This is a genomic window from Streptomyces sp. 3N207 (assembly GCF_052246355.1).
GTDB lineage: Bacteria > Actinomycetota > Actinomycetes > Streptomycetales > Streptomycetaceae > Streptomyces.
The window spans coordinates 38437-60700 of record NZ_JBQQBV010000032.1; the positions used below are offsets into that span (position 1 = coordinate 38437).

27 protein-coding genes and 4 pseudogenes are annotated in these 22264 nt (G+C 68.1%); 14 read left to right on the forward strand and 17 right to left on the reverse strand.

The window, feature by feature from the left end; translation table 11 throughout:
- Positions 1-31: 31 nt before the first annotated feature.
- Complete coding sequence (locus ACTWP9_RS33090; protein ID WP_443250021.1) at positions 32-706, reverse strand: helicase associated domain-containing protein; 675 nt, start codon at positions 704-706, stop codon at positions 32-34.
- 224 nt (positions 707-930) lie between these two features.
- Between ACTWP9_RS33090 and ACTWP9_RS33095 the strand changes: the two genes are divergently transcribed.
- On the forward strand, positions 931-1575 hold the full coding sequence (locus ACTWP9_RS33095; protein WP_443250022.1) for a hypothetical protein: 645 nt from the start codon (positions 931-933) through the stop codon (positions 1573-1575).
- Here the strand turns inward: ACTWP9_RS33095 and ACTWP9_RS33100 are convergent.
- From ACTWP9_RS33100 to ACTWP9_RS33110, 3 genes and pseudogenes are all read right to left on the reverse strand, one after another.
- Positions 1484-1672 (reverse strand): annotated as a pseudogene (locus ACTWP9_RS33100) (hypothetical protein); the annotation flags it as partial. The gene ACTWP9_RS33095 and the pseudogene ACTWP9_RS33100 sit on opposite strands and share 92 nt — an antisense overlap.
- Before the next feature lie 18 nt (positions 1673-1690).
- Positions 1691-2290 (reverse strand): hypothetical protein, encoded by a 600-nt coding sequence (locus ACTWP9_RS33105; protein ID WP_443250023.1) that lies wholly within the window; start codon positions 2288-2290, stop codon positions 1691-1693.
- The gene (locus tag ACTWP9_RS33110; protein WP_443250024.1) at positions 2277-2600 is read right to left on the reverse strand and encodes a DUF3289 family protein; all 324 of its coding nucleotides are present in this window, start codon (positions 2598-2600) and stop codon (positions 2277-2279) included. Before ACTWP9_RS33110 ends, ACTWP9_RS33105 begins: the two co-directional genes overlap by 14 nt.
- Before the next feature lie 120 nt (positions 2601-2720).
- Here ACTWP9_RS33110 and ACTWP9_RS33115 point away from each other — a divergent pair, with 120 nt between their 5' ends.
- Positions 2721-3143 (forward strand): hypothetical protein, encoded by a 423-nt coding sequence (locus tag ACTWP9_RS33115; RefSeq protein ID WP_443250025.1) that lies wholly within the window; start codon positions 2721-2723, stop codon positions 3141-3143.
- Between the two features lie 141 nt (positions 3144-3284).
- Here ACTWP9_RS33115 and ACTWP9_RS33120 read toward each other — a convergent pair whose 3' ends face one another.
- Positions 3285-3665, reverse strand: coding sequence for a DUF6009 family protein (locus tag ACTWP9_RS33120; protein ID WP_443250026.1), 381 nt, complete (start codon positions 3663-3665; stop codon positions 3285-3287).
- Positions 3666-3923: 258 nt separating this feature from the next.
- Here ACTWP9_RS33120 and ACTWP9_RS33125 point away from each other — a divergent pair, with 258 nt between their 5' ends.
- Positions 3924-4697, forward strand: a complete 774-nt coding sequence (locus ACTWP9_RS33125; protein ID WP_443250027.1) for a Tn3 family transposase — start codon at positions 3924-3926, stop codon at positions 4695-4697.
- Positions 4698-4749: 52 nt separating this feature from the next.
- On the opposite strand, the gene ACTWP9_RS33130 is transcribed toward ACTWP9_RS33125, so the two are convergent.
- The gene (locus ACTWP9_RS33130; protein WP_443250028.1) at positions 4750-5355 is read right to left on the reverse strand and encodes a TetR/AcrR family transcriptional regulator; all 606 of its coding nucleotides are present in this window, start codon (positions 5353-5355) and stop codon (positions 4750-4752) included.
- 92 nt (positions 5356-5447) lie between these two features.
- Between ACTWP9_RS33130 and ACTWP9_RS33135 the strand changes: the two genes are divergently transcribed.
- Complete coding sequence (locus tag ACTWP9_RS33135; protein ID WP_443250029.1) at positions 5448-6650, forward strand: MFS transporter; 1203 nt, start codon at positions 5448-5450, stop codon at positions 6648-6650.
- Between the two features lie 92 nt (positions 6651-6742).
- Here ACTWP9_RS33135 and ACTWP9_RS33140 read toward each other — a convergent pair whose 3' ends face one another.
- On the reverse strand, positions 6743-7738 hold the full coding sequence (locus tag ACTWP9_RS33140) for an ArsR/SmtB family transcription factor (RefSeq protein ID WP_443250030.1): 996 nt from the start codon (positions 7736-7738) through the stop codon (positions 6743-6745).
- Positions 7739-7794: 56 nt separating this feature from the next.
- Between ACTWP9_RS33140 and speB the strand changes: the two genes are divergently transcribed.
- The 5 genes from speB to ACTWP9_RS33165 all read left to right on the forward strand — a co-directional run bounded on the left by speB (position 7795) and on the right by ACTWP9_RS33165 (position 10765).
- Complete coding sequence (gene speB / locus ACTWP9_RS33145) at positions 7795-8835, forward strand: agmatinase (RefSeq protein WP_443250031.1); 1041 nt, start codon at positions 7795-7797, stop codon at positions 8833-8835.
- A gap of 172 nt (positions 8836-9007) precedes the next feature.
- The gene (locus ACTWP9_RS33150) at positions 9008-9166 is read left to right on the forward strand and encodes a hypothetical protein (protein WP_443250032.1); all 159 of its coding nucleotides are present in this window, start codon (positions 9008-9010) and stop codon (positions 9164-9166) included.
- A gap of 97 nt (positions 9167-9263) precedes the next feature.
- Positions 9264-9539, forward strand: coding sequence for a hypothetical protein (locus ACTWP9_RS33155; protein WP_443250033.1), 276 nt, complete (start codon positions 9264-9266; stop codon positions 9537-9539).
- A gap of 65 nt (positions 9540-9604) precedes the next feature.
- Positions 9605-9832, forward strand: coding sequence for a hypothetical protein (locus tag ACTWP9_RS33160; RefSeq protein ID WP_443250034.1), 228 nt, complete (start codon positions 9605-9607; stop codon positions 9830-9832).
- Positions 9833-10237: 405 nt separating this feature from the next.
- A complete protein-coding gene (locus ACTWP9_RS33165; protein ID WP_443250035.1) occupies positions 10238-10765 on the forward strand; it encodes an SMI1/KNR4 family protein in 528 nt (175 codons plus the stop codon).
- 225 nt (positions 10766-10990) lie between these two features.
- Here the strand turns inward: ACTWP9_RS33165 and ACTWP9_RS33170 are convergent, their stop codons facing one another.
- Positions 10991-11605: a dihydrofolate reductase family protein gene (locus ACTWP9_RS33170; protein ID WP_443250036.1), complete on the reverse strand. Its 615-nt coding sequence runs from the start codon at positions 11603-11605 to the stop codon at positions 10991-10993.
- 257 nt (positions 11606-11862) lie between these two features.
- On the opposite strand from ACTWP9_RS33170, the pseudogene ACTWP9_RS33175 reads away from it, so the two are divergent.
- Positions 11863-12667 (forward strand): annotated as a pseudogene (locus ACTWP9_RS33175) (transposase family protein).
- Positions 12668-12722: 55 nt separating this feature from the next.
- Here ACTWP9_RS33175 and ACTWP9_RS33180 read toward each other — a convergent pair.
- From ACTWP9_RS33180 to ACTWP9_RS33210, 7 genes and pseudogenes are all read right to left on the reverse strand, one after another.
- Positions 12723-13598, reverse strand: coding sequence for an alpha/beta fold hydrolase (locus ACTWP9_RS33180; RefSeq protein ID WP_443250037.1), 876 nt, complete (start codon positions 13596-13598; stop codon positions 12723-12725).
- Positions 13591-14328, reverse strand: a complete 738-nt coding sequence (locus tag ACTWP9_RS33185) for a class II aldolase/adducin family protein (RefSeq protein WP_443250038.1) — start codon at positions 14326-14328, stop codon at positions 13591-13593. The genes ACTWP9_RS33180 and ACTWP9_RS33185 overlap by 8 nt, the downstream gene beginning before the upstream one ends.
- Positions 14325-15062, reverse strand: coding sequence for an ArsR/SmtB family transcription factor (locus ACTWP9_RS33190; protein WP_443250039.1), 738 nt, complete (start codon positions 15060-15062; stop codon positions 14325-14327). The genes ACTWP9_RS33185 and ACTWP9_RS33190 overlap by 4 nt, the downstream gene beginning before the upstream one ends.
- Positions 15063-15118: 56 nt before the next feature.
- Positions 15119-15388, reverse strand: a pseudogene (locus tag ACTWP9_RS33195) (ATP-binding protein); the annotation flags it as partial.
- A gap of 175 nt (positions 15389-15563) precedes the next feature.
- Positions 15564-15791 carry a hypothetical protein gene (locus ACTWP9_RS33200; RefSeq protein WP_443250040.1) on the reverse strand — a complete coding sequence of 76 codons (228 nt, stop codon included), beginning with the start codon at positions 15789-15791 and terminating at the stop codon, positions 15564-15566.
- A gap of 287 nt (positions 15792-16078) precedes the next feature.
- Complete coding sequence (locus ACTWP9_RS33205) at positions 16079-16828, reverse strand: L-2-amino-thiazoline-4-carboxylic acid hydrolase (protein WP_443250041.1); 750 nt, start codon at positions 16826-16828, stop codon at positions 16079-16081.
- Between the two features lie 46 nt (positions 16829-16874).
- Entirely contained in the window at positions 16875-17510 is a 636-nt protein-coding gene (locus ACTWP9_RS33210; protein ID WP_443250042.1) for a TetR/AcrR family transcriptional regulator, read from the reverse strand.
- Between the two features lie 387 nt (positions 17511-17897).
- Between ACTWP9_RS33210 and ACTWP9_RS33215 the strand changes: the two genes are divergently transcribed.
- Entirely contained in the window at positions 17898-18368 is a 471-nt protein-coding gene (locus ACTWP9_RS33215; protein ID WP_443250043.1) for a hypothetical protein, read from the forward strand.
- Between the two features lie 79 nt (positions 18369-18447).
- Here the strand turns inward: ACTWP9_RS33215 and ACTWP9_RS33220 are convergent, their stop codons facing one another.
- The gene (locus ACTWP9_RS33220) at positions 18448-19704 is read right to left on the reverse strand and encodes an IS256 family transposase (RefSeq protein ID WP_443250044.1); all 1257 of its coding nucleotides are present in this window, start codon (positions 19702-19704) and stop codon (positions 18448-18450) included.
- A gap of 262 nt (positions 19705-19966) precedes the next feature.
- Between ACTWP9_RS33220 and ACTWP9_RS33225 the strand changes: the two genes are divergently transcribed.
- Positions 19967-20206 carry a hypothetical protein gene (locus tag ACTWP9_RS33225; protein WP_443250045.1) on the forward strand — a complete coding sequence of 80 codons (240 nt, stop codon included), beginning with the start codon at positions 19967-19969 and terminating at the stop codon, positions 20204-20206.
- Between the two features lie 312 nt (positions 20207-20518).
- On the opposite strand, the gene ACTWP9_RS33230 is transcribed toward ACTWP9_RS33225, so the two are convergent.
- A complete protein-coding gene (locus ACTWP9_RS33230; protein ID WP_443250046.1) occupies positions 20519-21022 on the reverse strand; it encodes a MarR family winged helix-turn-helix transcriptional regulator in 504 nt (167 codons plus the stop codon).
- 569 nt (positions 21023-21591) lie between these two features.
- Between ACTWP9_RS33230 and ACTWP9_RS33235 the strand changes: the two genes are divergently transcribed.
- Together ACTWP9_RS33235 and ACTWP9_RS33240 are read left to right on the forward strand one after the other, a co-directional pair.
- A complete protein-coding gene (locus tag ACTWP9_RS33235) occupies positions 21592-21777 on the forward strand; it encodes a hypothetical protein (protein WP_443250047.1) in 186 nt (61 codons plus the stop codon).
- Between the two features lie 55 nt (positions 21778-21832).
- A pseudogene (locus tag ACTWP9_RS33240) lies at positions 21833-22113 on the forward strand (XdhC family protein); the annotation flags it as partial.
- Between the last annotated feature and the right edge of the window lie 151 nt (positions 22114-22264).

Here is a 22264-nt window from a genome sequence, read left to right on the forward strand (position 1 = left end):
AGACACCCGCGTCCTGGTGGAGCTGGCACGGTTACGCGAGAAGGCCGAGGACACCCACGGCGCGGAACAGATGTACCAGCGGGCCGTCAACGCCGGACACACCAGCGTCCTGGTGGAGCTGGCGCAGCGGCACGAGGAGGCCGGGGACACCCACGGCGCGGAACGGTTGAGGCGATTCGGGCTGGAGGCTGACGGTTCTCCGGCTCAGCCGTGGTGGTAGCACGCAACCGATCGTTCGCGTTACACCCTCACCGCGGGCGCGTTCCAGCGGCCTCCAGCCGCTGGCGCCGGCTCTTTGCGCGCTCGGGCCTCTTGCCCAGCCCCCGGGCTTGCGGGCCTGGTGCAGCCGCTCCCCGACCGCCACGCCTACCAGAACCGCGTCTCGGGGCGCGGCGAGCGTGTGGTGCTCGGCGAAGTAGAGAGCGCACACGTCCAGGAACTCCGTGAAGCTCTGGTCGCGGGGGTCGAAGACGAACCCGGTCTCGGCGAGCAGCTCGGTGCGCCAGTCGGCCAGCTCGCCCCGTCGCCAGGCGCGGCGCTGCTCGGCGGCCCACTGTCCGGCCGGGTAGGCCACGTTGTGGTCGCCGAGGTCGACGGTGGCGGTGTAGGGGATGTTGGCGTGCCCGTGGGCGGCGGCGTAGGTGCGGACGGCTTCCAGGCCGGTGAGCCAGGCGGTGGACTCCGGGCGCAGGACGCGGGTGCGCACCAGCCGGGCGATCTGGTCGGCCTCGCGGGGACGGCGGGAAAAGTGCAGCAGCGCCAGCTCGGCCCCCTGCCCGTGGCCGTTGGGCTCCTGCTCCTGGGCGTGGTCCTCGTCGGCCGGCTCACCGCCCTCGGCGGAGGTGTTGTCGGCCTCTCGGGGGTCCCCGGCGGGATCGGCGGCCAGGACGTCCTCCGGCGTGCGCTGCGCCCGGCCGACCGCAGCGCCAAGTGCTCAACGATGCGCGGGTCGAAGGCGCGCAGCGCGCGCAGGACGGTCACCAGCGGCTCGAACGCGGCCACAGCTGCCATGTCCCGGCCCTCGTCCTCAGCGGCCAGGAGCACGGGCACGACCAGGCGGGCGACCTTGCCCTCGTGCGGCTTCTGGCGCAGGGCGCGGCCGACGGCCTGGACGATGTCGACGGGGCTGCTGCGCACGTCGGCGAACAGCACACCGTCCAGACCGCACCGATCGGTGATATCGGTCCCCTCCCCCAGCAGGCGGCAGGAGGACAGGATCCGGAACTCCGTCTTACGGCCCTCCGCGTCCACACCGCCTGCGAACTGGTCGAGGACAGCGCGCTGGTGGGCGGCCGGGTGGAGGCCGCACAGCCACTCCCCCCACACCTCACCCGGGAACCGCCCGGCGCGCGCAGTTCATCGGCCGCGTCCGGCAGGCCACGGGCGAAGGAGAGGGCTTCCTGGGTACGGGAGTGGAAGGAGAGCAGGCTGACGACACCGGTGGTTTCCATGTGGGCGAGGGTGGCCGCGCGGATCGCGCCCAGCCGCAGCCCGCGCCGCTCCTCCAACGTCGCGTCGTCACCGGGAGGTCAGCCCGGTCGTAGGCTTTGTCGGCGTGCAGGCGCTGGGGCTTGAAGTAGCGGCCGCGATGGGGGTCGTGTCTCGTTTGGTGACCCTCCATCATCGGCTTCAGCGCTCTCGTGCCTGCTGCTTCCCTGCTGCTTCCCGGCGAAGCGTTCCTCGAGCCCTCCTACGGGAATCGCTTCTCCTCGCGGCCGATGTCGTCGATCGGGCCGAGGATCGTCCAGCCGGGCCCGAGGGGGCGGGTGGAGCGGAAGCCGTGGGCGTCCGCGTACTCCTCGGCCTCCTCCGCGGTGTCCTCGGGGGCGCGCATGATCGTGTAGCGCGGGGGGTCCTCGTGGTATAAGCGGTAGAACGTGCGGCCCTCGTCCTTGGGCTGGTAGAGGATCACGCTGACGCCCCAGAGGGCGTCGTACACCTTCTGGTCGCGCGGGGGCGTCGTCGTGCACGTGTCGGAGGGGCGGCCGGGCTCGCGGACGCAGGTCCGGTACCGGCTCCAGTCGATGCGTTCGGCGCGGGGGTGTTCCGCGATCAGCTTCCGCATCCGGGCGTCGGCCCGGGCGAAGGCGTCCTCGCGGCGGTCGTACTCCTGCTGCAGCCGGTTGAAGCGCTGCTCGTCGAAGCCGCTGCCGAAGTGGGCCTCCAGGCCCGCGAGGACGGCGACCCGCCAGGCCAGGTACCCGGCCGTCACGACGAGCAGCGTGACGACCAGGACCCGGCCCGGCGAGCGCCTGTGGGGCATCAGGTCGGCGAGGTCAGAACGTGCCACTGATGGGGATCTCGATGTCCGCCTGCGCAATCGGCGGGGGGTACTTCCCGTCGAACCGGTCATAGTGCTGGAGCGTAAACCAGTCGATGAAGCCGTACTCCGTGATCTCGTCGTCCGGGTCGAGACCGAAGTGGTCGTAGGAGTGGAAGACGAGCTTGCCGGAGAAGGAGTTGCCACCCTCGACCTTGTAGTCCTTCAGCGCGATCGTGTGGCCGTGGAACTGGTGGATCGCGATGGAGAGGGCGCGCTGGTTGGCGTCCCAGAGCGAGAAGTCGTACACCGGGTACTGGAGCTGACCCGGCTGTGTCACGTAGCGGGGTTCTATGAAGCCGTCTACCGCACGGGCGTCTTCCCCCGGCGCCGGAACCTGCTCGCCCCCGCCGATACGCGCACCACCCTGGGTCAGCTGACCGCAGCCGTCCCCGCGTACGTGGTGGAGGACATCGCCGAGCAGATGCAGCTCGCGCAGCAGCCTTTCGCCCCGTTTCGGCAGCTGCCGGACGAACAGCGGGTGTGCGGACCGGTGTTCGCCAGCAGTGACGACGTGGGCGGGGCCGATGCGGACTTCATCGTGGGCGGGCTGCTGATCGACTGCAAGGTCACCACCCGCCCCCGCACACTCCCCCGCTCCGCGGTACAGCAGCTGGCCAGGTATCTGCTGCTCGACTACGACGACACGTACGGCATCGACCGGGTCGGCCTCTACCTCCCCCGCCAGGGAGCCCTGATCACATGGAGGGTGCCGGAGTTTCTCACTGCGTTGGGTGCTCGCCTGCCGCTTCCCCAGCTGCGCACCCTGCTGCGCGGTCACCTCCGCCAGGCGAAGCACTCAACATCGTCACAGAACCGCTGACCACGCCCGTGGATGATCTCCAGATCTGAGCGGAGCAGAGTCAGGTCAACCTGTCCGTTCCTCGTGCGGAGGCCGAGTCCGCCGCAGAGCGACTGAAGCGACTCGCCTCGGGGGATGAGGGTGTTGCTCCGGGGTGGGGAGTCAGCCTGCTGGTGCTATGGCGGCGGGGCCGCTTTGTGAGCGGGGTGTCTTCTCGCCGACGTGTTTGGGCTGGATGGTGCGGGGGTCGACGGCTTCTCCGGGGGCGCCTTCTTGGTAGAGGCCGGTGGGGTTGCTGTCGCGGTCGTGTGGCAGGAGGAAGAAGACGCGGCGGCGGTAGAGGCCGGAGTCGGGGTCGGGTTCGGCGTCTTTGGTCAGTTCGGTGAAGCCGACCATGCGTCCGTCGCGGGCGTAGCGGGGTTTGTTGCGGCGGCGTGGGGTTTTGTCGAGGGCTTGGCGGACGTAGTCGAAGTGTTCGGGGTTCTCCAGCCACACCACGTTTTCTTCGTGGGTGAGATCGCCCTCGGTCAGTAGCGAGCTCATGGCCGCAGCCCCTCCTTCTGGTGCCGGCCCCGGGCGGGGCCGGGCTGGTGCTGTGTTGTTTTTCCCGCCCGACTGGCTATGGACAGACCGTTGATCTCCGCTGCCGCGAATGGGTGGGCGTCTACGGCAGCGATCCCGCGGCCGTCATCACACTGACGCGCATCGCACCCGGAACACGACGAGATCCTCCGCATGTGGCCGCCGGACACCGACTCCACCGCCAAGGCCCAGGACGCCTGGAACACGTGAATCCGCCGGTTGCCCTTTCGCTCGGCCTGGGCAGGACAGACAAGGTCAACGGGGCGCGACAGGGCGCGCTCAGAGGGGGAGGAACCATGGCGTCGTCTCCAGCAGAAGGCAAGAATCCGCCGCCGTCCGGCTATTCCGACCGGCGCTGGTCGCTCACCACACTTCTGGCCGGACGCCTACCTCCGTCTGACGCCGGCGCTGACCCGGCCGATCCGCTGGGAGCTCATCGCCCAGCAGTACGACCAGATGATCAAGTATGCGACGGCGATTAGGACCCGCACCGCCTCCACCGAGGCGATCCTGCGGCGCTTCACCCGCAACGCCTCCCACCCCACCTACGCGGCGATGCTGGAGGTCGGCCGCGTGCAGAAGACCATCTTCGTGGCCCGCTACCTGCGGCTGCGCGAGCTGCAGCGGGAGATCGAGGAGGGCCTGAACGTGATGGAGGCATCCAACGGCGCCGGCGCCGTCATCGCGTACGGCAAGGGCGGCGAGATCGCCTCCAACCGGCGCGACGAGCAGGAGATGTTCGTGCTCTGCCTGCGCATCCTGCAGTCTGCGCTGGTCTTCGTGAACACGCTGATGCTCCAGGAGATCCTGGGCGAACCGGAGTGGGCCGGGATCCTGACTCCGGCCGACCGGCGCGGGCTGACCCCGCTGTTCTGGTCGCACGTACGCCCGTACGGCGACGTGAACCTCGACATGCAGGCCCGCCTGGACCTTGCCACCACCACCATGCCCGGACCACGCGCCCCCGCGGACGAGCGGCAGCCGACGCCGTAGCAGACCGTTGAGTCGGCGGTGGCCCGGAGCCAGCTCCACTGGCTCCGGGCAATCAGGCAGGTTCCGGGGGCGTGGGGCCCAGGCCCCGGATCGCGAGATCGATTGCGGTGGTCAGACGCTTGAGGTCGTGGCCGGCTCGTTCGCGTACCCGTAGGCCGAGAACCGTGGTGAACAACAGCTCAGCGGCGTCGTCGGTGTCGAGGTCCTCGGACAGCTCACCACGATCGCGCCCCTCGGCCAGGGCCGAGCGCAAGGCCTGGCGCGTGACCTCGAATGCGGCCTCAGTCCGCTGCTGGACCTTCTCGTCGGTGGTGCCCAGTTCAGTTGCGGTGTTGACCACGAAGCAGCCGCGACCTGGCTTGCCGTCGGCTGGGCAGGTGACCAGCCACAGCATCCATTCCCGCAGCACCTCCCGGACCGGGCGGTCCGTCGCATCCAGCCGCTGGCGTGCCTGAACGGACTCGGTGGCCCGGTAGTGGTCGAGCGCGCGAAGGAACAGCGTGTGCTTGTCAGTGAATGTCCGATACAGGCTGCTGGGTGTGAGCTTCAGCTCGTCACCCAGGTCGCGCACCGAGGTGGCGTGGTAACCGCGTCGCCAGAACAGCTCGGTCGCCGAGGTGACCGCGTTCTTCTCGTCGAACTGTCGGGGGCGTGCCATGAATTCACCTTACCCAACTTGTGGAGCGTTCGCTCCCATATTAGTGTCGCCGTATGGGAGCGAACGCTCCCGAATTGTTGAAGGAGGATCCGTTGACGACCGCAGAGCAGACCCCCACCCAGACACAGGAACCAGGGACCCCGGATAAGAGTCGCTGGCTGGCGGTCTCCGTGGTGGCTCTGGGCACCTTCCTGCTGGTGACCGCCGAGCAACTGCCGATCGGCCTGCTGACCTCCGTGGGGTCCGCGCTGTCGGTCTCCGAGGGGAGGGCAGGACTGATGGTGACGGTGCCCAGCATCGTCGCCGGGTTCGCGGCACCGCTGGTCCCGATGATCGTCGGGGCGCTGGACCGCCGCATCCTGCTGCTCGGGCTGATGGCCCTGATGACCGTCGCGAACCTGGGCTCCGCCCTGGCGCCGAACTTCGCGGTGCTGGTGGGCTCCCGGGTGCTGGTCGGCATAGCGATCGGCGGCTTCTGGGCGGTCGCCGCCGGCCTGGCGGTCCGGCTCGTCGCCCCCCCGGACGTGCCTCGCGCCACCGCGGTCATTTTCGGCGGCGTCGGAGCCGCGAACGTGTTCGGTGTCCCGCTCGGCACCCTGGTCGGTGACCTGACCGGCTGGCGCATCGCCTTCTCCTCGCTCAGCGCCCTGGCGCTCGTGACCCTGATCGCCCTGCTGGCGGTACTGCCGAGGCTGGTCGCCTCCCAGGCCATCCGGCCCAAGCTACTGATGGAGCAGCTCCGCAACCCAGGCGTGCGCGTCGGCATCATCGCGACGGTGCTCATCGTGTTCGGACACTTCGCCGCCTACACATTCGTGAGCCCGGCGCTGCAAAAGCTGTCGGGGATCGACGAGCGCTACGTCGGTCCGCTGCTGTTCGGGTTCGGTGCGGCCGGCATGATCGGCAACTTCATCGCCGGATCGGCGCTCTCCCGCCGCGTCCACCGCAGCGTGCTGACCATCGCCGTAGCCATGACGGCCGCGATGCCACTCTTCCTGCTGCTTGGCCAGACCGCGATCGGCGGCGCCATCCTGCTGATCGTCTGGGGCCTGGCCTTCGGTGGTGTCTCCGTGGGCCTCCAGACCTGGATGATCAAGGCCGCCCCACAAGCGGTGGAAGCGGCCTCCTCGCTGTGGGTGGCGGTGTTCAACCTGTCCATCGGCCTTGGCGCGCTGGCCGGCGGCATCATCGTCGACACACTTACGCTCCAGGGCGTGCTCTGGCTCGGCGGCGCCTGCGCCTTGCTCGCCGCCCTGGCGATCTGGACCGCCCGCACCAACGACGCCGTGCGCTGACCGAATTCTTCGCAGGGCCTGCCGAAGATTCGTAACCACACGGCGCGGACTGGGTCACAAGGAGATTACCGAGGCCGCATCTTCTTGCTCATCTATCGGTCGGTCAGTTGGTCGCCGAGAGAGCTGCGGCGGTAGAGGACCCGCCGTCCGTGGCGTGCCCGGGTGACCAAGCCCGTGGCGTACAGCACGCGAAGGTGTTGGGACACGGCACTTGGGGTCACCCTGAGGCGGCGGGCGATCTCCGTTGTTGCCAGCGGCTCCGCAAGGAGGCGGAGCAGTCTGGATCTGGGCGTACCGAGCAGCGAGGCGAGAGCGGATGTGTCAGCGGCCGGCGCCGGGGCCCACAGCGTCGCCACCGCGCGGCTGGGGTATGCCAACACTGGTGGCTCGTCCGGGCTGATGGGGGGCGCCGGCTTGTGGGCGAACACGGACGGGATCAGCAACAGCCCCCGGCCACAGGCCGTGACGCGGTAGTTGCCGATCGCCTTGTCGATGTGCAGCACTCCGTCATGCCACCGCAGGTTCGGGTGCATGTCGGTGAAGAGCAGACGGGCGCCTCCTACGGCCAACTGCCCTGCGCGATAGGTCATGTCGGCTTCCAGGACGAGCTGCATCTGTGGCCATGTCGGTCTGATGGCGAGTTCCCAGTAGTGCTGCAGGAGTTCGCAGATGGTGTCGACGAGTCCGGCGACGGGCGCGTCAGTGGCGTCGGCGTCGGCGAAAGCTGCGGCGGCGTGGTGCAAAGGTTCGGGAAGCGGGTCGGGCGCGTATACAGCCTCAAGTTCGCGGCGGACCACGTGAGGGGAGGTCCGGCGGACGACGGCCAGTTCGTCTTCGAAGGACGGGGCGAAGCCCGTGGGCCGTGGGGTCAGGAAGTCGGGAACCGTATGGCGCCTTCCGACCAGGGACATCAGCAGGCCGGTGTCGAGTGCACCGAGCCTGGAGAGAACGGCCCTGCGCCACGGCAGGTGCAATGCGGACAGGCCCGGATCACGTAACACCCGCAGACTGAGCACGGTCTCCTGCAGAGGCGAGACGGCGAACCTGGTGTCGGCGAGATCCTCGACACCCAGCGCGAAGCTGATCATTAAGCCGCAGGCTACATCGATTGGCAGGGCATCGTCGCTGCTGTGGACTCCACCGCATGACACAGGAAACCCGTGGCGAACGCACGACGGCCGGTGACCGACCGGCCCTGCCGTCCGGCATGCAGGCCCAGCTTGATGCGTCCTCGTACATGGGTGTGCCGACGTTCGGTCGGCGGCCTCACCTCACCGAGCCGGAGCAACTCGACGAGTGGCGGCCCGACGTCGCCGTGATCGGCGCACCGTGGGACGACAGCACGACCAACCGTCCCGGTGCTCGTTTCGGGCCCCGGGCACTGCGCGCCAACGCCTACGATGCGGGCAGCTACCACCTCGACCTGGAGATCGAGATCTTCGACCACCTCAACGTGGTCGACTACGGTGATGCGCTTGTCCTGCCCGGCATGTGGGAGCTCTCGCGAGACGCTATCCGCCGGCGGATATCCGAAGTGGTGAACCGCGGAATCATCCCCGTGGTGATCGGGGGCGACCACTCGGTGACGTGGCCGAGCGGGATGGCGGTCGGCGCGCATCACGGTCACGGCCGGATCGGGATGATCCATTTCGACGCGCACGCCGACACGGCTGACGTTCTGCGCGGCAACCTGGCCAGTCACGGCACACCGATGAGGCGACTGATCGAGTCGGGGGCGATCGCCGGAAGGGACTTCGTCCAGGTCAGGCTCCGGGGCTATTGGCCACCGGCCGACGTTCAGGAGTGGATGCGCGAGCAGGGGATGCGCCATCACACGATGCAGGAGATCTGGGAGCGCGGTATCAATGCGGTCATGGACGATGTCATCGCCGAGGCGATCGACGGTACGGATGGCATCTACATCTCCATCGACATCGACGTGCTCGACCCCGGGTTCGCCCCGGGGACAGGGACACCTGAGCCCGGGGGGTTCGCTCCGGCCGATCTACTCAGAGCCGTCCGCCGGATCGCCCTGGAGACCAACGTGGTGGCGCTCGACGTCACCGAGGTCTCTCCTCCGTACGACCACGCCGACCTGACGGTCAACAACGCCCACCGGCTGATCTGGGAGACGCTCGCCGGCCTGGCCTTCAACAAGCACGCCAAGGCGCGGTTGACATCATGACCTCAGTGATCCCTGAAACTCAACACGCTGGCTTGACAGGGAACGTGAAGCATGTGGAGCGACCGTACGTCGCTGCGGCGAGAGACTAGCGGAAGATCAAATTCGAAGGTCTGTACGATTTGGGCTAGAGCCCGGCAGCCAGCCGGGCCCGGCACAACTGGAGACGGCCCTCATGGACGCGACCATCCCGGCAGCCCTCAACTGCACCCTCAGCCAAGTAGGCCCCTGCGCACACTGCCGACGCCCCTGTCACCGCTACGGCAAAGGCGCCAGCCCCCTCTGCCGCACCTGCCGCACCGAACGCGAAGCAGCCCTCCAGGCCGCCAAGTGACACCCCGGCCGCCCGGAGCAAACAGCACGAACCCCGCTTCGCCCCCTTCCGGCAGGGCAGTACCGTAGAGCTGTCCACAACGCCAGCGGAGGCACCGATGAGCGCCCAGCCCGAACACCCGGCCGACCCGAGAGTCCACCCGATCCCCCGCACCATCGACGCCGTAGCCAGCACCCTGACCGGCGCCAAGCGCATGGCGTTCTACCGAGAGATCGGCCAGGCCGAAGAAGGCGACGACCTCAACACCACCCTCCGCAAATGGTGGATCGAGGCCATCATGGACAGCCGCCCCGGCCGGGAACAGCGACTCGCCGACACCGACGCAGGCCGCAACCTCGTCCCCCTCCCAGACCTGACCGGGGACCGCGGGTGACCGACCCACAACAGCCTGGCTGGACCATCTACTGCAACGAGGACAGCGCCAACACCTTAGAAGCCATGCGCCGCAGCGGAGAGACCGAACTGCACGACCAGATCGTGCGGTTCCTCACCGCCCTCGCGCTTGAAGCCGGCGCCGCGGCCGACGCCGACAAACCCCTCCCCGGCCTCCCCATGGGCGACGGACGCTACAACATCGACGTCCCCCGCCTCCCCGTGCTGATCAGCTACACCCGCTACCCCGGACACCGCGAATTCCGCGTAACCGACCTCATCTGGCTCAGCTGAACTCCTCCACCACCACCCCGCTTCTCTTCCGAGTGGTCGGGCACCGACGCCACCGCCCAGGACATCGACCGGATGCTGTCGGCGCTTCGATGTCGAGCGAACCCCACCGGGTAATCAACTCTGGACTGCGGCGGAACCCCATCATCAGGGAGCGGACAGAACCGTGTCGGTGGCCGGCAGGCGCTGACGGGTCTGTCCCGTCTCAAATGATCTGGCCCTGCTCAGACCTGTGACCTGCGGCGACCAGATCATTTGAGATGCGAGCATGCCGGGAATCTCGGTGCATCTGATCCCGGGCCGCTGGATGCCGGATCTTGTCTCAGCTGAACTGGTCTGGCGCCGCCTTACGAAATGACGCCAAGACCTGGTAGCCCCTCAAGGCTCCGGCCATGGCACCCTGTTCGCGTGACGCCGAACGAAGGTCGCCAGTTTCCTCCAGCGCTCGCCGCCGCCATGGCGGTCCGGTTCGACTACGCCGACGGTGACGGTGTCGACTTTGAACCCTTCGCAGCCTTCCTGTCTGCCGATGAGACAACCGACTGGTTCCGAGCATGGACCGGTAACAGCGAGCTGAACGGCAACGACTTCCGCGTGTTCGGCCAGGATGGCACCGGCGGATACGCCGCGTTCTGGCTGGTCCGCCCAGGCCGGGCACTGGTCGAGCAGCCTGTCATCTTCCTCGGCTCCGAAGGGGAGACCGGCGTCGTCGCGCGCGGCCTGGGCGCCTTCTTGTGGTTGCTGGCCGGCGGCTTCGGTCCTTGGGAGGCAGCCACCTCGTACGAGCCCGACTGGGTTCCACACCCCAATCGTGAACTGACGACGATCGCACAGCAATTCGCGCCGGGCCACCGTGCACCGGCAGCTTCCGTGATTGAACAGGCCACACGAGAGTTCCCCGACTTCGACGACACCATCATGGAGCTCTGTCGCTGAACCCGATCGCCTGAGACCAGAGGCGAATCGGACCAGATCACTTGAGACGCGGACCACATCGGCGGAGACGGGACAGGGTCGGGGTTCGCTGGATCCGCGACGCTCGGTGATCTGTCGCAGCGAAGCTTGATCGTTTCTCAACGAATGAGGATGAGCGCCGATTCGTGTGAGTGCACGTCGTCGATCCCCGAAGCGGGGGCGTGGTCAGGAGACCAAACGAACTCGTCAGAGGACGTCGTAGGTCAGGTGCGTCGCGGTCGATGTCGAGGTCACGCTCCGCTGCACGAGCGTGCGTGGCCCTGTGCCGGTGAACAGTGGCGTTCCGGCGCCCAGCACGACGGGTGCGAGGTGCAGTGTCAGTGCATCGACCAGCCCGGCGTCGAGCGCCGAGCCGATCGTGGCGCCGCCGCCCATGAGGACGACGTCCAAGTTCTTGCCGCTGTGCGACGACACCGCCTCGGCACGCTCGCGCGCGGCGGCGACGGCGTCGGGCAGACCAGTGGTGACGAAAGTCCAGTCGAGGTCGGTGAGCCGCACCGACTCCGGCGGCGAACTCGTCACGACGACGAACGCGGGCTTGCCAACCTCGCCGGCGCCGTAGCCGACCTTGTCGTCCCAGCCTTTCGGCCCGTCGACCACGTCGAAGAGATGGCGGCCCAGGACGACGGCGCCCGAGCGGGCGGTCCCCCCGCGCAGATACCGGCGGTCGTCGGGATCGTCGGAAAACGCCCAGGTGTGCAGGGCCTCACCGCCGGTGCCCAGACCGTTGTCCGGGCCGGGGTCGGGTCCGGTGACGAAGCTGTCGAGAGAGACCGAGATGTCAGCGATGATTCGAGTCATACCAAGGCAGACCCGATCCGCTGCCCAGACTCATCGCTCACGCATGAGGCCAAGCCGGGTGGCGTCCTCGCAGCGCACGGGGCACCCACTGTGCACGCCGTGCCGCTCAACCTGCTGCGACGAAACACTCGGCCCGCGGGTGTCCTGTCGCACCGAACCTTGAGCGAGTCTCAGTGAAGCTTTCTCATCCTGGGATTGAGGGCTGATGACGAACGGCCAGTGGGGCTCGTGACGTAGCAGGGCTCCTGGTCGTTTGGTTGGTGATCTCACTCATCAACCGCCCCGACACAGGAGCCCTGTTGGTCCCGTATCGTGCCATGCTCGACGTCCCGCATGAGGTGGTTGAGCACGTCTCCTGGCTCATCTACGCCCGAAGGCGTGAACTACGCTCGCGCTGGCGGCGGCTGAGCTGTTTCCAGCAGGCCCTCCTCGTGCTGGTGCACCTGCGCAAGAACGAGACTTTCCAGCAGGTAGGACTCGGGTTCGGCGTATCCACCGCGACGGCCGGACGGTATGTGACCGAGGCCGTCGACGTCCTGGCCGACCACGCTCCCACCCTGCTGGACGCGCTGCGAAACCATGACCCTGACCAGTTCCTCATCCTGGACGGCACCCTGATCAGGACCGACCGGGTGGCCGCCGACGAGCTGTACTACTCGCAAAAGCACCGTCACCACGGGATGAACGTCGCGGTGCCGAGCCCGCCCGGACGGCACCGCACTGTGGTACTCACGCGCTCTGCCAGGGCGCACCCACGACCTCACGGCCGCTCGCGCTCACGGAGTGATCCAAGCGTGCCTGACCAGGCAGATCCTGGTATTCGCCGACCGCGCGTACCGAGGAGCCGGCGCCACGGTCCGCACCCCCTACTACGGCCGCGACCTACCCACGAAGTACACCCAGTTCAACCGGGAGCACGCCCAGCTGCGAGCCCCCGGCGAGCGAGCCTTCGCCCGCCTCAAGCAATGGCGGATCTTCCGCAAAGCCCGCAGCAGCCCCAACCGGATCAGCCGGACCGTCGCCGCCGTTCACGCCATCGAGACCGTCTGGCACTCAGGATGAGAAGCGTTCAGTGACCTGTGGTGTTGGGCTCATGGCGGCATTACTCGAACGCCGTTCAGCCGTTTGCGAAGAACTCGGCCAGCAGTTGCGCAGTGGTGTCCGGCTCCTCTTCCGCCAGATAGTGGCCGCAGGGGATGCCCTCGCCCGTCACCGTACGAGCCCGCTCCCGCCACACGGCCAGCATGTCGAACCGGTTCCAGACGATGTTCTCGGTACCCCAGAGCACCAGAAGGGGGCACTCGATTCGGCGGTCGAGATCGAGGCGGTCATGTTCCAGGTCGATGGTCGCGCCCGCACGATAGTCCTCGCACATTCCGTGGACTGCGCGCGGATTCGTGAGGGCCCGCACGTAGATGTCCCATACCTCTGCCGTGATCACTCCCTGTTCCGTAAGGTGTCCCAGCTCATGCCGGAGGAATGCTTCGGGTTCCGCAGCGATCAAACGTTCCGGGAAGTCTCTGTCCTGTGTGAAGAAGAACCACTCCCAGTACGCTGAAGCGAAATCCCGGTCCGTGTTCTCGTAGAGCGTCAGGGTCGGGAGAATATCGAGCACGGCGACCTGGAGGATCCGATCGGGGTGATCGAGTGCCATTCGGTGTGCGACGCGTGCGCCACGGTCATGGCCCGCGACGCGGAAGTGCGGGAAGCCGAGCGTCTCCATCACCTGGAGTTGGTCGTTCGCCATGGCACGGAAGGAGTAGTTGGAGTGATCGGCGTGGCCCACGGGTTGTGAGCTTGCCCCGTATCCCCGGAGATCGGTGACGACCACTGTGAACCGCTCCGCGAGCTTGGGCGCCACCTTGTGCCACATGGCGTGAGTCTGTGGACACCCGTGCAGGAGCAGGAGCGGTGGTCCTGCGCCGCTCACCAGCAGGTTGATCTCGACGCCGTCCGCTCCCGTGATCCGTCGCTGCGTAAACGCGTCAAGCACCGGGCACCGAGTCGTCGAGGCGCCGGCAGACGGCAGCGAAGAGCGCGTCGGGGTTTCCGGCCACATCCCACTGAGATGCCGTACGGGTGGCCCTCTCCTCCGGCACCCGGATCAGGGGCGAGCCCGTTGACATGGCGAGGACCTGCGCCTCCCATGCGCGCTCCAGGAAGTAGAGCTTGTACCAGGCCTCGGCGACGGATGCGCCGACGATCAGGACGCCATGACCGTCGAGCATGATGACCGAAGCGCCCGAGATCAGGGCTGAAGCGATGCGCTGTCCCTCCTCCTCATCATCTGCGATGCCGCCGAAGGACAGTCGCGCATAACGGCCATGAAAGATCATGGCGTTCTGGCTGCTCCGCGTGTCGAGTCCGTGCTCCGTCATGGAGACCGCTGTCGCATACGGCATGTGGGTATGCAGCACGCATGTCGCGTCGGCACTCGTGCGGTGTGCTGCGAGATGGATGGAGAACGCGCTGCGTTCCCACTCACCTTCTCCGTCCACCACACGTCCGTCAGCATCGATGGTCAACAGGTCATGCGGTTGCATCTCGGACCAGTGCGGGCCGAACCGATTCAGCAAGAAATGGTCCGGCTGTCCGGGGACGACCAGACTGAAATGGTTGTCGATCCCCTCGTGGAAGCCGTGCTGCGCGGCCGCACGGAAGGCAGCCGCGAGTTCCACCTTGGCGGCTTCCACGTCTCTATCCGAAAGGGTCGTACTGCTCATGTTCGTGGTCCCTTCTCCTTCGTGATGTCGGTCTCCAGCCGCAGCGCTGTCCGCAGTCCGGCGTGTCCGGCCGTGGTCACCTCCACCTCACGATGTTCTCGCCGTACGGAAATCCAGCCCTTGTCCGTGAGAGTCTCGGCCAGCACCGCCCCGAGCGCCCCACCGAGATGCGGCCGCTGCTCGGTGGCATCCGGACACGTACAGGCGAACCGCCGACGGCCGGCATGGACAGCGCCGGAATCCACACCCAGCCGGGCGAGTACCTTCTCGGCATCCGGCCCGAGTTCCACGTTGGTGCCGCCCGCCGACCGGAGCGCGTTCAGTTCCGTAAGCCGCTCGAAGAGGGAGACACCGAGCCTCCCCGCGAGATGGTCGAAGCACGTGCGAGCCAGCACGAATCGATGCTCGTACGGTGACCGGTCCGCAGGGACGCTGCCCACCGCGGCTCCGAGCGCGCTGAGCAACTCGATGACTCGTTCGTCAGCGAGCCGGTAAACAGCCTGACGGCCGGTGCGCTCGACCTCCACCAATGCGGCGCCATGAAGACGCCGCAGATGGTTCGACAGCCGCGGCGCGCTTGTCCCCAAATACAGCGCCAACTCGCCCACCGTTGAAGGGCCGCGCTCCGCGAGCCGGTCCAGCACGCCCAGCCGAACCGGGTCTCCGAGGTGCCGGAGAAGGTCCAGCCGTGCGTCCTCGGCCGGAGCTGCGCGCAGGGGCGGGGTCGTTTCCATGAGCGCGACATTAACACTTCAAGCTAGCGTGAAACAAGAATGTGGATCGGTTTCGGTCACCGTGCGACTCGGCTGCCGGCACACCAGAGTTTCGAGAGCCATTGCGCTTCGTCACAGACCAGTACCCGGGGCTCTTCCAGCGCGCCGCGCAGCATGCGGTCGAACTCGATCGCATGCGAGGGCGGGCGGCCGTGCAGCCCCAGGGCATGGAAGAGCTCGTGCCGCAGATCGCGGGTGGTGGGGCGGGCCCGGAACTGGATCCGGCGGGTCAAGGTGGGCGCGAGTTCCCGCAGGGAGGCATTGACCGCGAAGGATTTGCCGTTGCCGGCCTGGCCCGTAGATGCAGATCACCGCCTTCGCCTCGATCGCGGCGCGGACGTTCTCCCGGGCCGTCAGAAGCGCCCGGGTGGAGACGACCTGGGCGCCGGGCAGGCGCATGAAATGGTCCTGGCGCCGGCTTGGCAGGCGTCCCCCTGCGTTCACCGGTAGCCATCTTCGTCCTCACTCCTTGCTGCCCGCCCGCTCATCCTGCCTCCCGGCGGAACTGGGACCGCGGGTGGTGCGATGGTCGAGCCCCCACATCCCCTGCTTGCGATAGGTCAGACGCATCCGCTGCACTGTCACCCGTGAAACCCGGCCGAAGCCCAGCGCGGTCAACTCCTCGCGCATCGCTGACTGCAACCAGTTGCCGCAGCTTCGCCAGGGGGCTTGGACATGAGCGTCGTGCACGTTGGTCCTCCCGTGCCCGTGAGTCGCCGTGCCCTGCGACGTGCTGCTCGACCCCGGGTTGAGCCCGACGGCCCGGCTCGCGCACGTGGTCCTGCTGGCCGCGGTGACAACGAGCTACCGCTCGAGGAGGTCCCGGCGCCGCGGGATGCCCGACCGTGAGGCGATGGACCCTTTCCTCCAGGAGCGAGAGAACGGGAATCGACAAGGGACCGCTCGGCCACCCCGCTAGAGTCCCGGATATCGCTCGCCCTTCAACATGAGGCAGGCACCAGCCACGGTGGATGCTGCTATCGGGAGGGGTTAGGGGCCACACGTCGGAAGTGGAAGGGGCAGTGCCGGCCGCCGGCGCCGATGGTCGTGCGCCGCTCGAAGGTGAAGCCGTGCCGGTCGGGGTCGATGGCGTCGATCCAATTTGCGTCGAAGGCGCAGAAGACCGGGGTCAGTTCGGCGGCGCCGTGCGCGGCCAGATGCTCGTGGTACAGGCATCGGTGAACGTCGACCTGGTAGACGCCGTCATCGTCACGGGGACGCTCGAAGGTGAACCCGGCGCCGAAGAAGTGGTTCTCCCTGGCCTTGGAGAAATCGACCATAGCGCGGAACGCGTCGGGGGCGTGGTCGAGGGCGGCCGCAGCGCCGGTCAGTATCGTCTCCCGCAGTGGCTCATTGAGGGCGAAGGTGAGAACCTCCCGCACGTCCGGGGGCGGCAGGAGCCCTGCCAGGAGTCGGGATCCGGCGATGACCAGGGACGTCAGCCGCACATGGTGGCGCGCGGCGTCATCGACGTGCCAGGCGCCTGAAGCATCTTCGAGTTCGGCGTGCGACGTCTTCATACGGCCGATCAGTTCCTCGGCGGCAGCGTCGTCGATTCCACGGTCCCGTAGCAGCGATGGCAGTGCCGCTTGGAAGGCGTCGATGACCGCCTGGGTGTCGGCGCCCGGTTCGGGCTCGTAACTCGCCCCCTCAGCAGTTAGCGGGGTGATTTCGGCATCCGGCTGAGGGCCGCCGGCGCCGGTGGTGCCGATCGGGGTGTCGGTCATGGGGATCCTCCAGGGATCGAGATGGTGGTGCGGTTCGCGGCATCACTCATCGGGCGAGGCCCCGCACCAGGGTTCGGGCCAGACGGTCGGCGTCGAGAAGGCCGGCATCCGGGGGGGTCACGGCGCTCACGCTGTCCGCCCGCGCGTTCAGGGCGCTGACGACCGTGACACCGTGCAGCATCACGACGACATCCGCCGCCGCAGCGGACGCGTCGAGCCCGGGACGCAACTGCCCTGCGGCTTCGGCCGCGGCGAGCACGGGAACGAGCGCCTCCCGCCACGCCTCGACGGCTTGCTGCTTTTCACCGAGCCCGGCCGCCAGCTCGGGGAGCGGCTCGGTCCGCAGCACGATCACCTCGAGCAGCTCCCGGAACCGAGGTTCGTCCTCGACCCGGCGGACGTATCCCGCGACGAATCCCTCCACCCGCACCAGTGGGGGCTCGTCGCCGTCCAGCGCCCCGAAGACCTCGGCGGCGAGCTCGCCCCAGCGGGCCGCGACGGCCGCGCCGAACAACTCCGCCTTGCTGCGGAAATGGTGATACAGCGCGCCCCGCGTGACCCGGGCCTCGGCGGCGACATCCTCAAGACGCGTCGCGGCGTAACCCTGCCGGACGACCACGGTGAGCATGGCATCCAGCAGCCCGGCCCGGGTGGCCGCTGCCTCTTCAGCGGTTCTCCTCATACATACAGGCTTGCACGTATGTATGAGGAGGTCAACCTCTCGGTCGTCCCCCTGTCACTTGGCCAAGAGCACGGAGCCTGCCGAACAGCGAGCCACCGATCGGCACGGAGAACACCAGGGCCCCCCGCCCTGAGCAATTGTCAATACCTGTGGACTGGTTGGCTTGGAGGGCGCCGCGTGCAGGCACCGCAGTAACGCGGTTGGCGTACGGTTCCTGCAGCCGGGCGGTTACCTTCGCTCGGGACGCAGGAGAACCTCGCTGCCGATGGGCGTGAATCCGCAGGCGAGGAAGGTACGTAGGGAGCGGGCGTTGCCTGGGGAAACGGCGGCGAAGACCGGTTCGCCTTCCGGGACCAGCGAGAGGGCATCGGACAGGAGCGACCGCCCATGCCCTCGGCTGCTGTCCTGGATGCGGTGGAGTTCTATACTCAACTCCCGCCGCCCGGCAAGGCCGTCGGCCAGGGTGATGAGGCCACGTTCGTCGCCGTGGACCTGGACGTTTGTCCGCAGCCACCGGGCGTGGCGGACACGTGGATGGTCGTCGGCGTCAGTCAGTTCCGCCAGGCGCGGGATGCCGCCGGTGCCGCGGGCGGTGAGTGTGGCGTCGGTGACGCCGATCCACCCCGTGGGCCCGGCGAGGTGGCGCAGGAAGTCCGCAGAGAGCGACTCGCCGAAACCGTCTGGGCCCTGTGCGTATACGGCTTACTCGGTCATGGCGGTGGCGACGACGGCGTGACCGGTAAAAGCGACCGAGCATTCGAGACCCCCGGGCAGGGGCGGCAGCACCGTCACCCGGCCGTCGACCGGCGGGAAGCAATGGTCGGCAGCGTCCATGAAGAACGTCAGGAGCGGGGGTGATTCCACGGTTGGCCGCCGCGTGTGTTGAGGAAGTCCAGTAGCGGGTAATTGCCGCATTCTATGGACCGGTTGAGGTTGTTCATGCCGCGAGGGTTTCGGGGCGTTCGACGAGGTAGCCGCGTTCGAAACGGGCACCAGCTCGGACGAGGGCGACGAGGTGGGGAGCGTTCACGGCCCGCCACCGGGCCTGGGCGGACTCGATGAGCTTGAAGACCATGGCCAGTGCGGCGGCGCGGGAGCCGGCGCCTTTGGTGACCTTGGTCCGCAGTCGCACGGTGGCGAAGGTCGACTCGATCGGGTTGGTGGTCCGCAGGTGGATCCAGTGCTCGGCGGGGAAGTCGAAGAACGCCAGCAGCTCGTCCTCGTCGTCCGTGAACCGCTTGACGACCTTGGGGTACTTCGCCCCATAGGCCCGCTCGAAGTCCCTGACGGCCCTGGCCGCGTGTTCCTTGTCCTCGGCGTTGTACATCTCCTGGAGGGCGCGCTTGGCCGCGGGCTGGGCGGACTTCGGGAGCGCGTCAAGCACGTTGGCGGTTTTGTGAACCCAGCACCTCTGATGACGGGTGTCGGGGAACACCTCGTTCAGCGCGTTCCAGAAGCCGAGCGCGCCGTCGCCGACGGCCAGGACCGGAGCCCGCATGCCGCGGCGGGCGCAGTCCCGCAGCATCCCTGCCCACGCCTCGGACGATTCGCGGTAGCCGTCCGTCATCGCGATCAGTTCCTTCGTGCCGTCCGCGCGCACGCCCATCAGCACCAGGACCGCGGCCTTCGCCTCCTCCAGGCGGATGCGCAGGTGGACACCGTCCGCCCAGACGTAGACGTAGTCTGTGGCGGACAGGTCTCGGTCCTGGAACGCGGCGTGGTCAGCCTGCCACTGGACGGTCAGCCGGGTCACTGTTGCGGGCGAGAGGCCGGCCGAGGAGCCGAGGAACTGCTCGAGAGCGGGCACGAAGTCCCCCGACGACAGGCCGTGCAGGTAGAGCAGCGGCAGCACTTCGCTGATCTGCGGGGACTTCCGGCACCACGGCGGCAGGATCGCCGAGGAGAACCGTCTGCGCTCGCCGCTCGCCTCGTCGACCCGCTTGTCGTTGACTCGCGGCGCCCTGACCTCGACGGCTCCGGCCACGGTGGTGACCTTCCTGGGCTGGTGGTAGCCGTTACGGACCACCAGCCGGCGCCCGTCACCGTCCCGTTCGCCGGACAACTCGGCTATATAGGAGTTGACTTCGGCTTCCAGCGCGGCAGCCAGCATCCGCCTCGCGCCCTCGCGGACGATCTCATCCAGCAGCGAGCCGCCGTTTGGCGTCGTGCCGTCCTCGTTGACTACCATAAGCACGGGCGTGCCTTCCCGACCGACGGTGCAACGTCGGCCTTGCTCGATGACCTATCGATCGATCCATCGGGAAGGTACGCCTCCTTCCGTCAGGCCGATCCACAGGTCCTGAGCATTGCTCCGCCGCCCGCAAGCGCGTGGCGGTCGCCTCAGTCGTCGCCATAGAGCCCCCGTCCTCGTCCTGGACGAGCCCACCGGCGCCCAGGACGCGCCAGGAAACGCCCTCCTTGGCCGGCTGGTCGACGATCTCGCCGCAGCAGGCAAGGTGGTCATCGCGATTACCCACGACGTGGAGTTCGCCCGTCGAAACGCCAACCGGATCGTCGTGCTCGACGAGGGCAGGGTCCTGCTCGACGGCTCTCCATCCGAGGTCTTCGCCCAGCCGGACACCCTTGCCTCGACGTTCGTGCTGCCGCCGGCGGGAGTACGCATCGGCGCCGCCGCCGGATTCCCGACACCGCCGCCCGAGTGCAGCGACCTTCTGGCCCTGGCGCCGACTTCCTGAGGCCCGGATCACCCCGCCGGTGACAGGCCCCACACCCCCCCCCATCTCATCCAGGCAGGGGCGATGGTCCTGCTGGCCTACCGCTCGGGGACGGAGAGAGTTTCGAACACAGTGAGTGGCTCCGCTGGGCGAGGACGGTGCCCGGGCGACGGGCAAGCGCAAAGAACGCTTCTTGGATGTCGCGCCGTCTCTCCCAGCGGATGCGCAGGTGCCGGGAGCCGTGGAAACAGTCCGGGCGCCGCAGCCTCAGCACCATTTGAGGGGGCAAGGACTGCTCGAGCTGGGTGGGACTCCCATCGAGCGGAGTCAAGCTCAGTCGAGTTCGTCGAGCGCGGCGATGGTCTCCCAGCGCTCCCCCAGCGTATTGAGGAGCCTCGCCGTCGTGGCATCGCCGGCGTCGTCCCCGAGCAGCGCACGGTCGAGCCGCCGGGCACGTCGGTTGATCTCGCGCAAGGTCGTTTCACCTTGCTCGGTCAGCGACAACAGCTTGCGCCGCGCATCCCGGGTCGAGGGGCGACGGCGGATCAGGTCCCGTTTCTCCAGGCGGCGGCATACGTCGGCCATCGTCGAGGTGTCGAGGGCGACCGCGCCGGCGAGATAGCTCTGGTCGCTGTCGGGATAAGCGTGGATCACTGTGAGGACCGCGAACTGCGGGCCGGTCAGTACCGAGTCGACGTGACGGTGCCAGGCAGCCAGGTATGCCTGATACATCCGGCGGGCCCCGTAACCGGGCGCGGCGACCAAGTCGTCGGGCGGGGCCGGAGTCATCGGCACAGTCCGCTCGACGTCGTCGCTTATGCGTGCCGGCCCGCTCATCTCACCCTCCATAGCATGTCCGCCCCACTTGGCGCCATGGATTCTACGTGCTCGGACGATAGTGCCGAACCGCGTAGCCGGGCCAGTGGTTCATCGCAAGCCGTGGCGCACGGAAATTCAGGCCCCGGCTCTTGAGCGTCCGGATCATCCGTGCTCGCATGGCCTGATTCACAGTACCGGCCAGAGGAGTTCTTCATGGCTCAGACCCGGATTCGGGAGTAGTGGTGGCCACACGCTGGTGAGATGGCGACAGGTGCTTGCCGTCCGGGCCGGATCGCGGTTGTCGGGCCGGACCGGCCAGGAGCAGGAAGGCAGCCGTCGGGTGAGGAGTTCACGAGTCGGTCGCTGGGGGCGACGGCAGGTCCGTGTCGGCCCGCCGGATGGACCGGATCGGCGGGGGTGGCCAAGGTGGCCGATCTCGTCGACTGCCTCGGGAGCACCACGGCCCTGGATGCCGGAGTCGGCCCGACCAAGCAGCGTCGCCGGGGACTGTTCACGGGCGGGTTGCTGGTCCGGCTGACGTCCCGCCGGCTGGCCGGTGGACGGTTTTGGTCCGGGTTGGATCGGACATGGCCGACACCGCGGTTGCGGTACTCGCCCTGGTCCGGTTCCCCGCCTCGACCACCGCGGCCGGGCAGGCACGTCGATTCGACACCGGCCAGCAGCGGGGAATCGAGGCCGGGATCGCCGCGGTGAACCGGCGGGTCCTGTCCCGGGTCCCGCCCGACGCCGCGCACGGCTGCACGCGCGAGTGACGATCGGTCTGGAGGCCACCGAGGTCGAGGGCTACGGTGATTCTCTCCGTGGCCGCCGGTGGCGTATGTGGGCGCCAAGGGCTCCCGGCGTACGCACCAGGACCGGCTCGAGCGGTTGCGCGAGGTGGGCCTCACCGAGCTGAACTGGCCCGCCTGCACTCGCCGATCGGGCTCGACCTGGGCGCCCGTACGCCCGAGGAGACGGCGCCGTCCATCGCCGCCGAGATCGTCGCCACCCGCCACGACGGCACAGGCTTACCCCTCACGGGCGCCCACACGCCGATCCACCGGGAGGCGGGGGCGGCCCGGGTGGGCCGCATCGGAGGAAGGGCCTGAGCCTTTCCGGCACGTCAGCCGAACGTGTGGGTTGCGCTGTCGGCCTCTGCCGCCGGTGTTCCGCCGTCTCGGCTGCGTGCCGTTGCGGCGGGAAACGGTTCCGTGCCCGGGGTCAGGAGGCCCGGTTCCGGCCCCCGCGTCGGCACCGCCG

Bases quoted from the DNA above. Each gene is read 5' to 3' on its own strand.
- ACTWP9_RS33120 (WP_443250026.1), bottom strand. From the start codon at position 3,665: ATGAGCTCGCTACTGACCGAGGGCGATCTCACCCACGAAGAAAACGTG.
- ACTWP9_RS33130 (WP_443250028.1), bottom strand. From the start codon at position 5,355: ATGGCACGCCCCCGACAGTTCGACGAGAAGAACGCGGTCACCTCGGCG.
- ACTWP9_RS33140 (WP_443250030.1), bottom strand. From the start codon at position 7,738: ATGATCAGCTTCGCGCTGGGTGTCGAGGATCTCGCCGACACCAGGTTC.
- speB (WP_443250031.1), top strand. From the start codon at position 7,795: ATGACACAGGAAACCCGTGGCGAACGCACGACGGCCGGTGACCGACCG.
- ACTWP9_RS33150 (WP_443250032.1), top strand. From the start codon at position 9,008: ATGGACGCGACCATCCCGGCAGCCCTCAACTGCACCCTCAGCCAAGTA.
- ACTWP9_RS33155 (WP_443250033.1), top strand. From the start codon at position 9,264: ATGAGCGCCCAGCCCGAACACCCGGCCGACCCGAGAGTCCACCCGATC.
- ACTWP9_RS33160 (WP_443250034.1), top strand. From the start codon at position 9,605: ATGCGCCGCAGCGGAGAGACCGAACTGCACGACCAGATCGTGCGGTTC.
- ACTWP9_RS33170 (WP_443250036.1), bottom strand. From the start codon at position 11,605: ATGACTCGAATCATCGCTGACATCTCGGTCTCTCTCGACAGCTTCGTC.
- ACTWP9_RS33185 (WP_443250038.1), bottom strand. From the start codon at position 14,328: ATGAGCAGTACGACCCTTTCGGATAGAGACGTGGAAGCCGCCAAGGTG.
- ACTWP9_RS33190 (WP_443250039.1), bottom strand. From the start codon at position 15,062: ATGGAAACGACCCCGCCCCTGCGCGCAGCTCCGGCCGAGGACGCACGG.
- ACTWP9_RS33205 (WP_443250041.1), bottom strand. From the start codon at position 16,828: ATGACCGACACCCCGATCGGCACCACCGGCGCCGGCGGCCCTCAGCCG.
- ACTWP9_RS33210 (WP_443250042.1), bottom strand. From the start codon at position 17,510: ATGAGGAGAACCGCTGAAGAGGCAGCGGCCACCCGGGCCGGGCTGCTG.
- ACTWP9_RS33215 (WP_443250043.1), top strand. From the start codon at position 17,898: ATGCCCTCGGCTGCTGTCCTGGATGCGGTGGAGTTCTATACTCAACTC.
- ACTWP9_RS33230 (WP_443250046.1), bottom strand. From the start codon at position 21,022: ATGAGCGGGCCGGCACGCATAAGCGACGACGTCGAGCGGACTGTGCCG.
- ACTWP9_RS33235 (WP_443250047.1), top strand. From the start codon at position 21,592: ATGGCCGACACCGCGGTTGCGGTACTCGCCCTGGTCCGGTTCCCCGCC.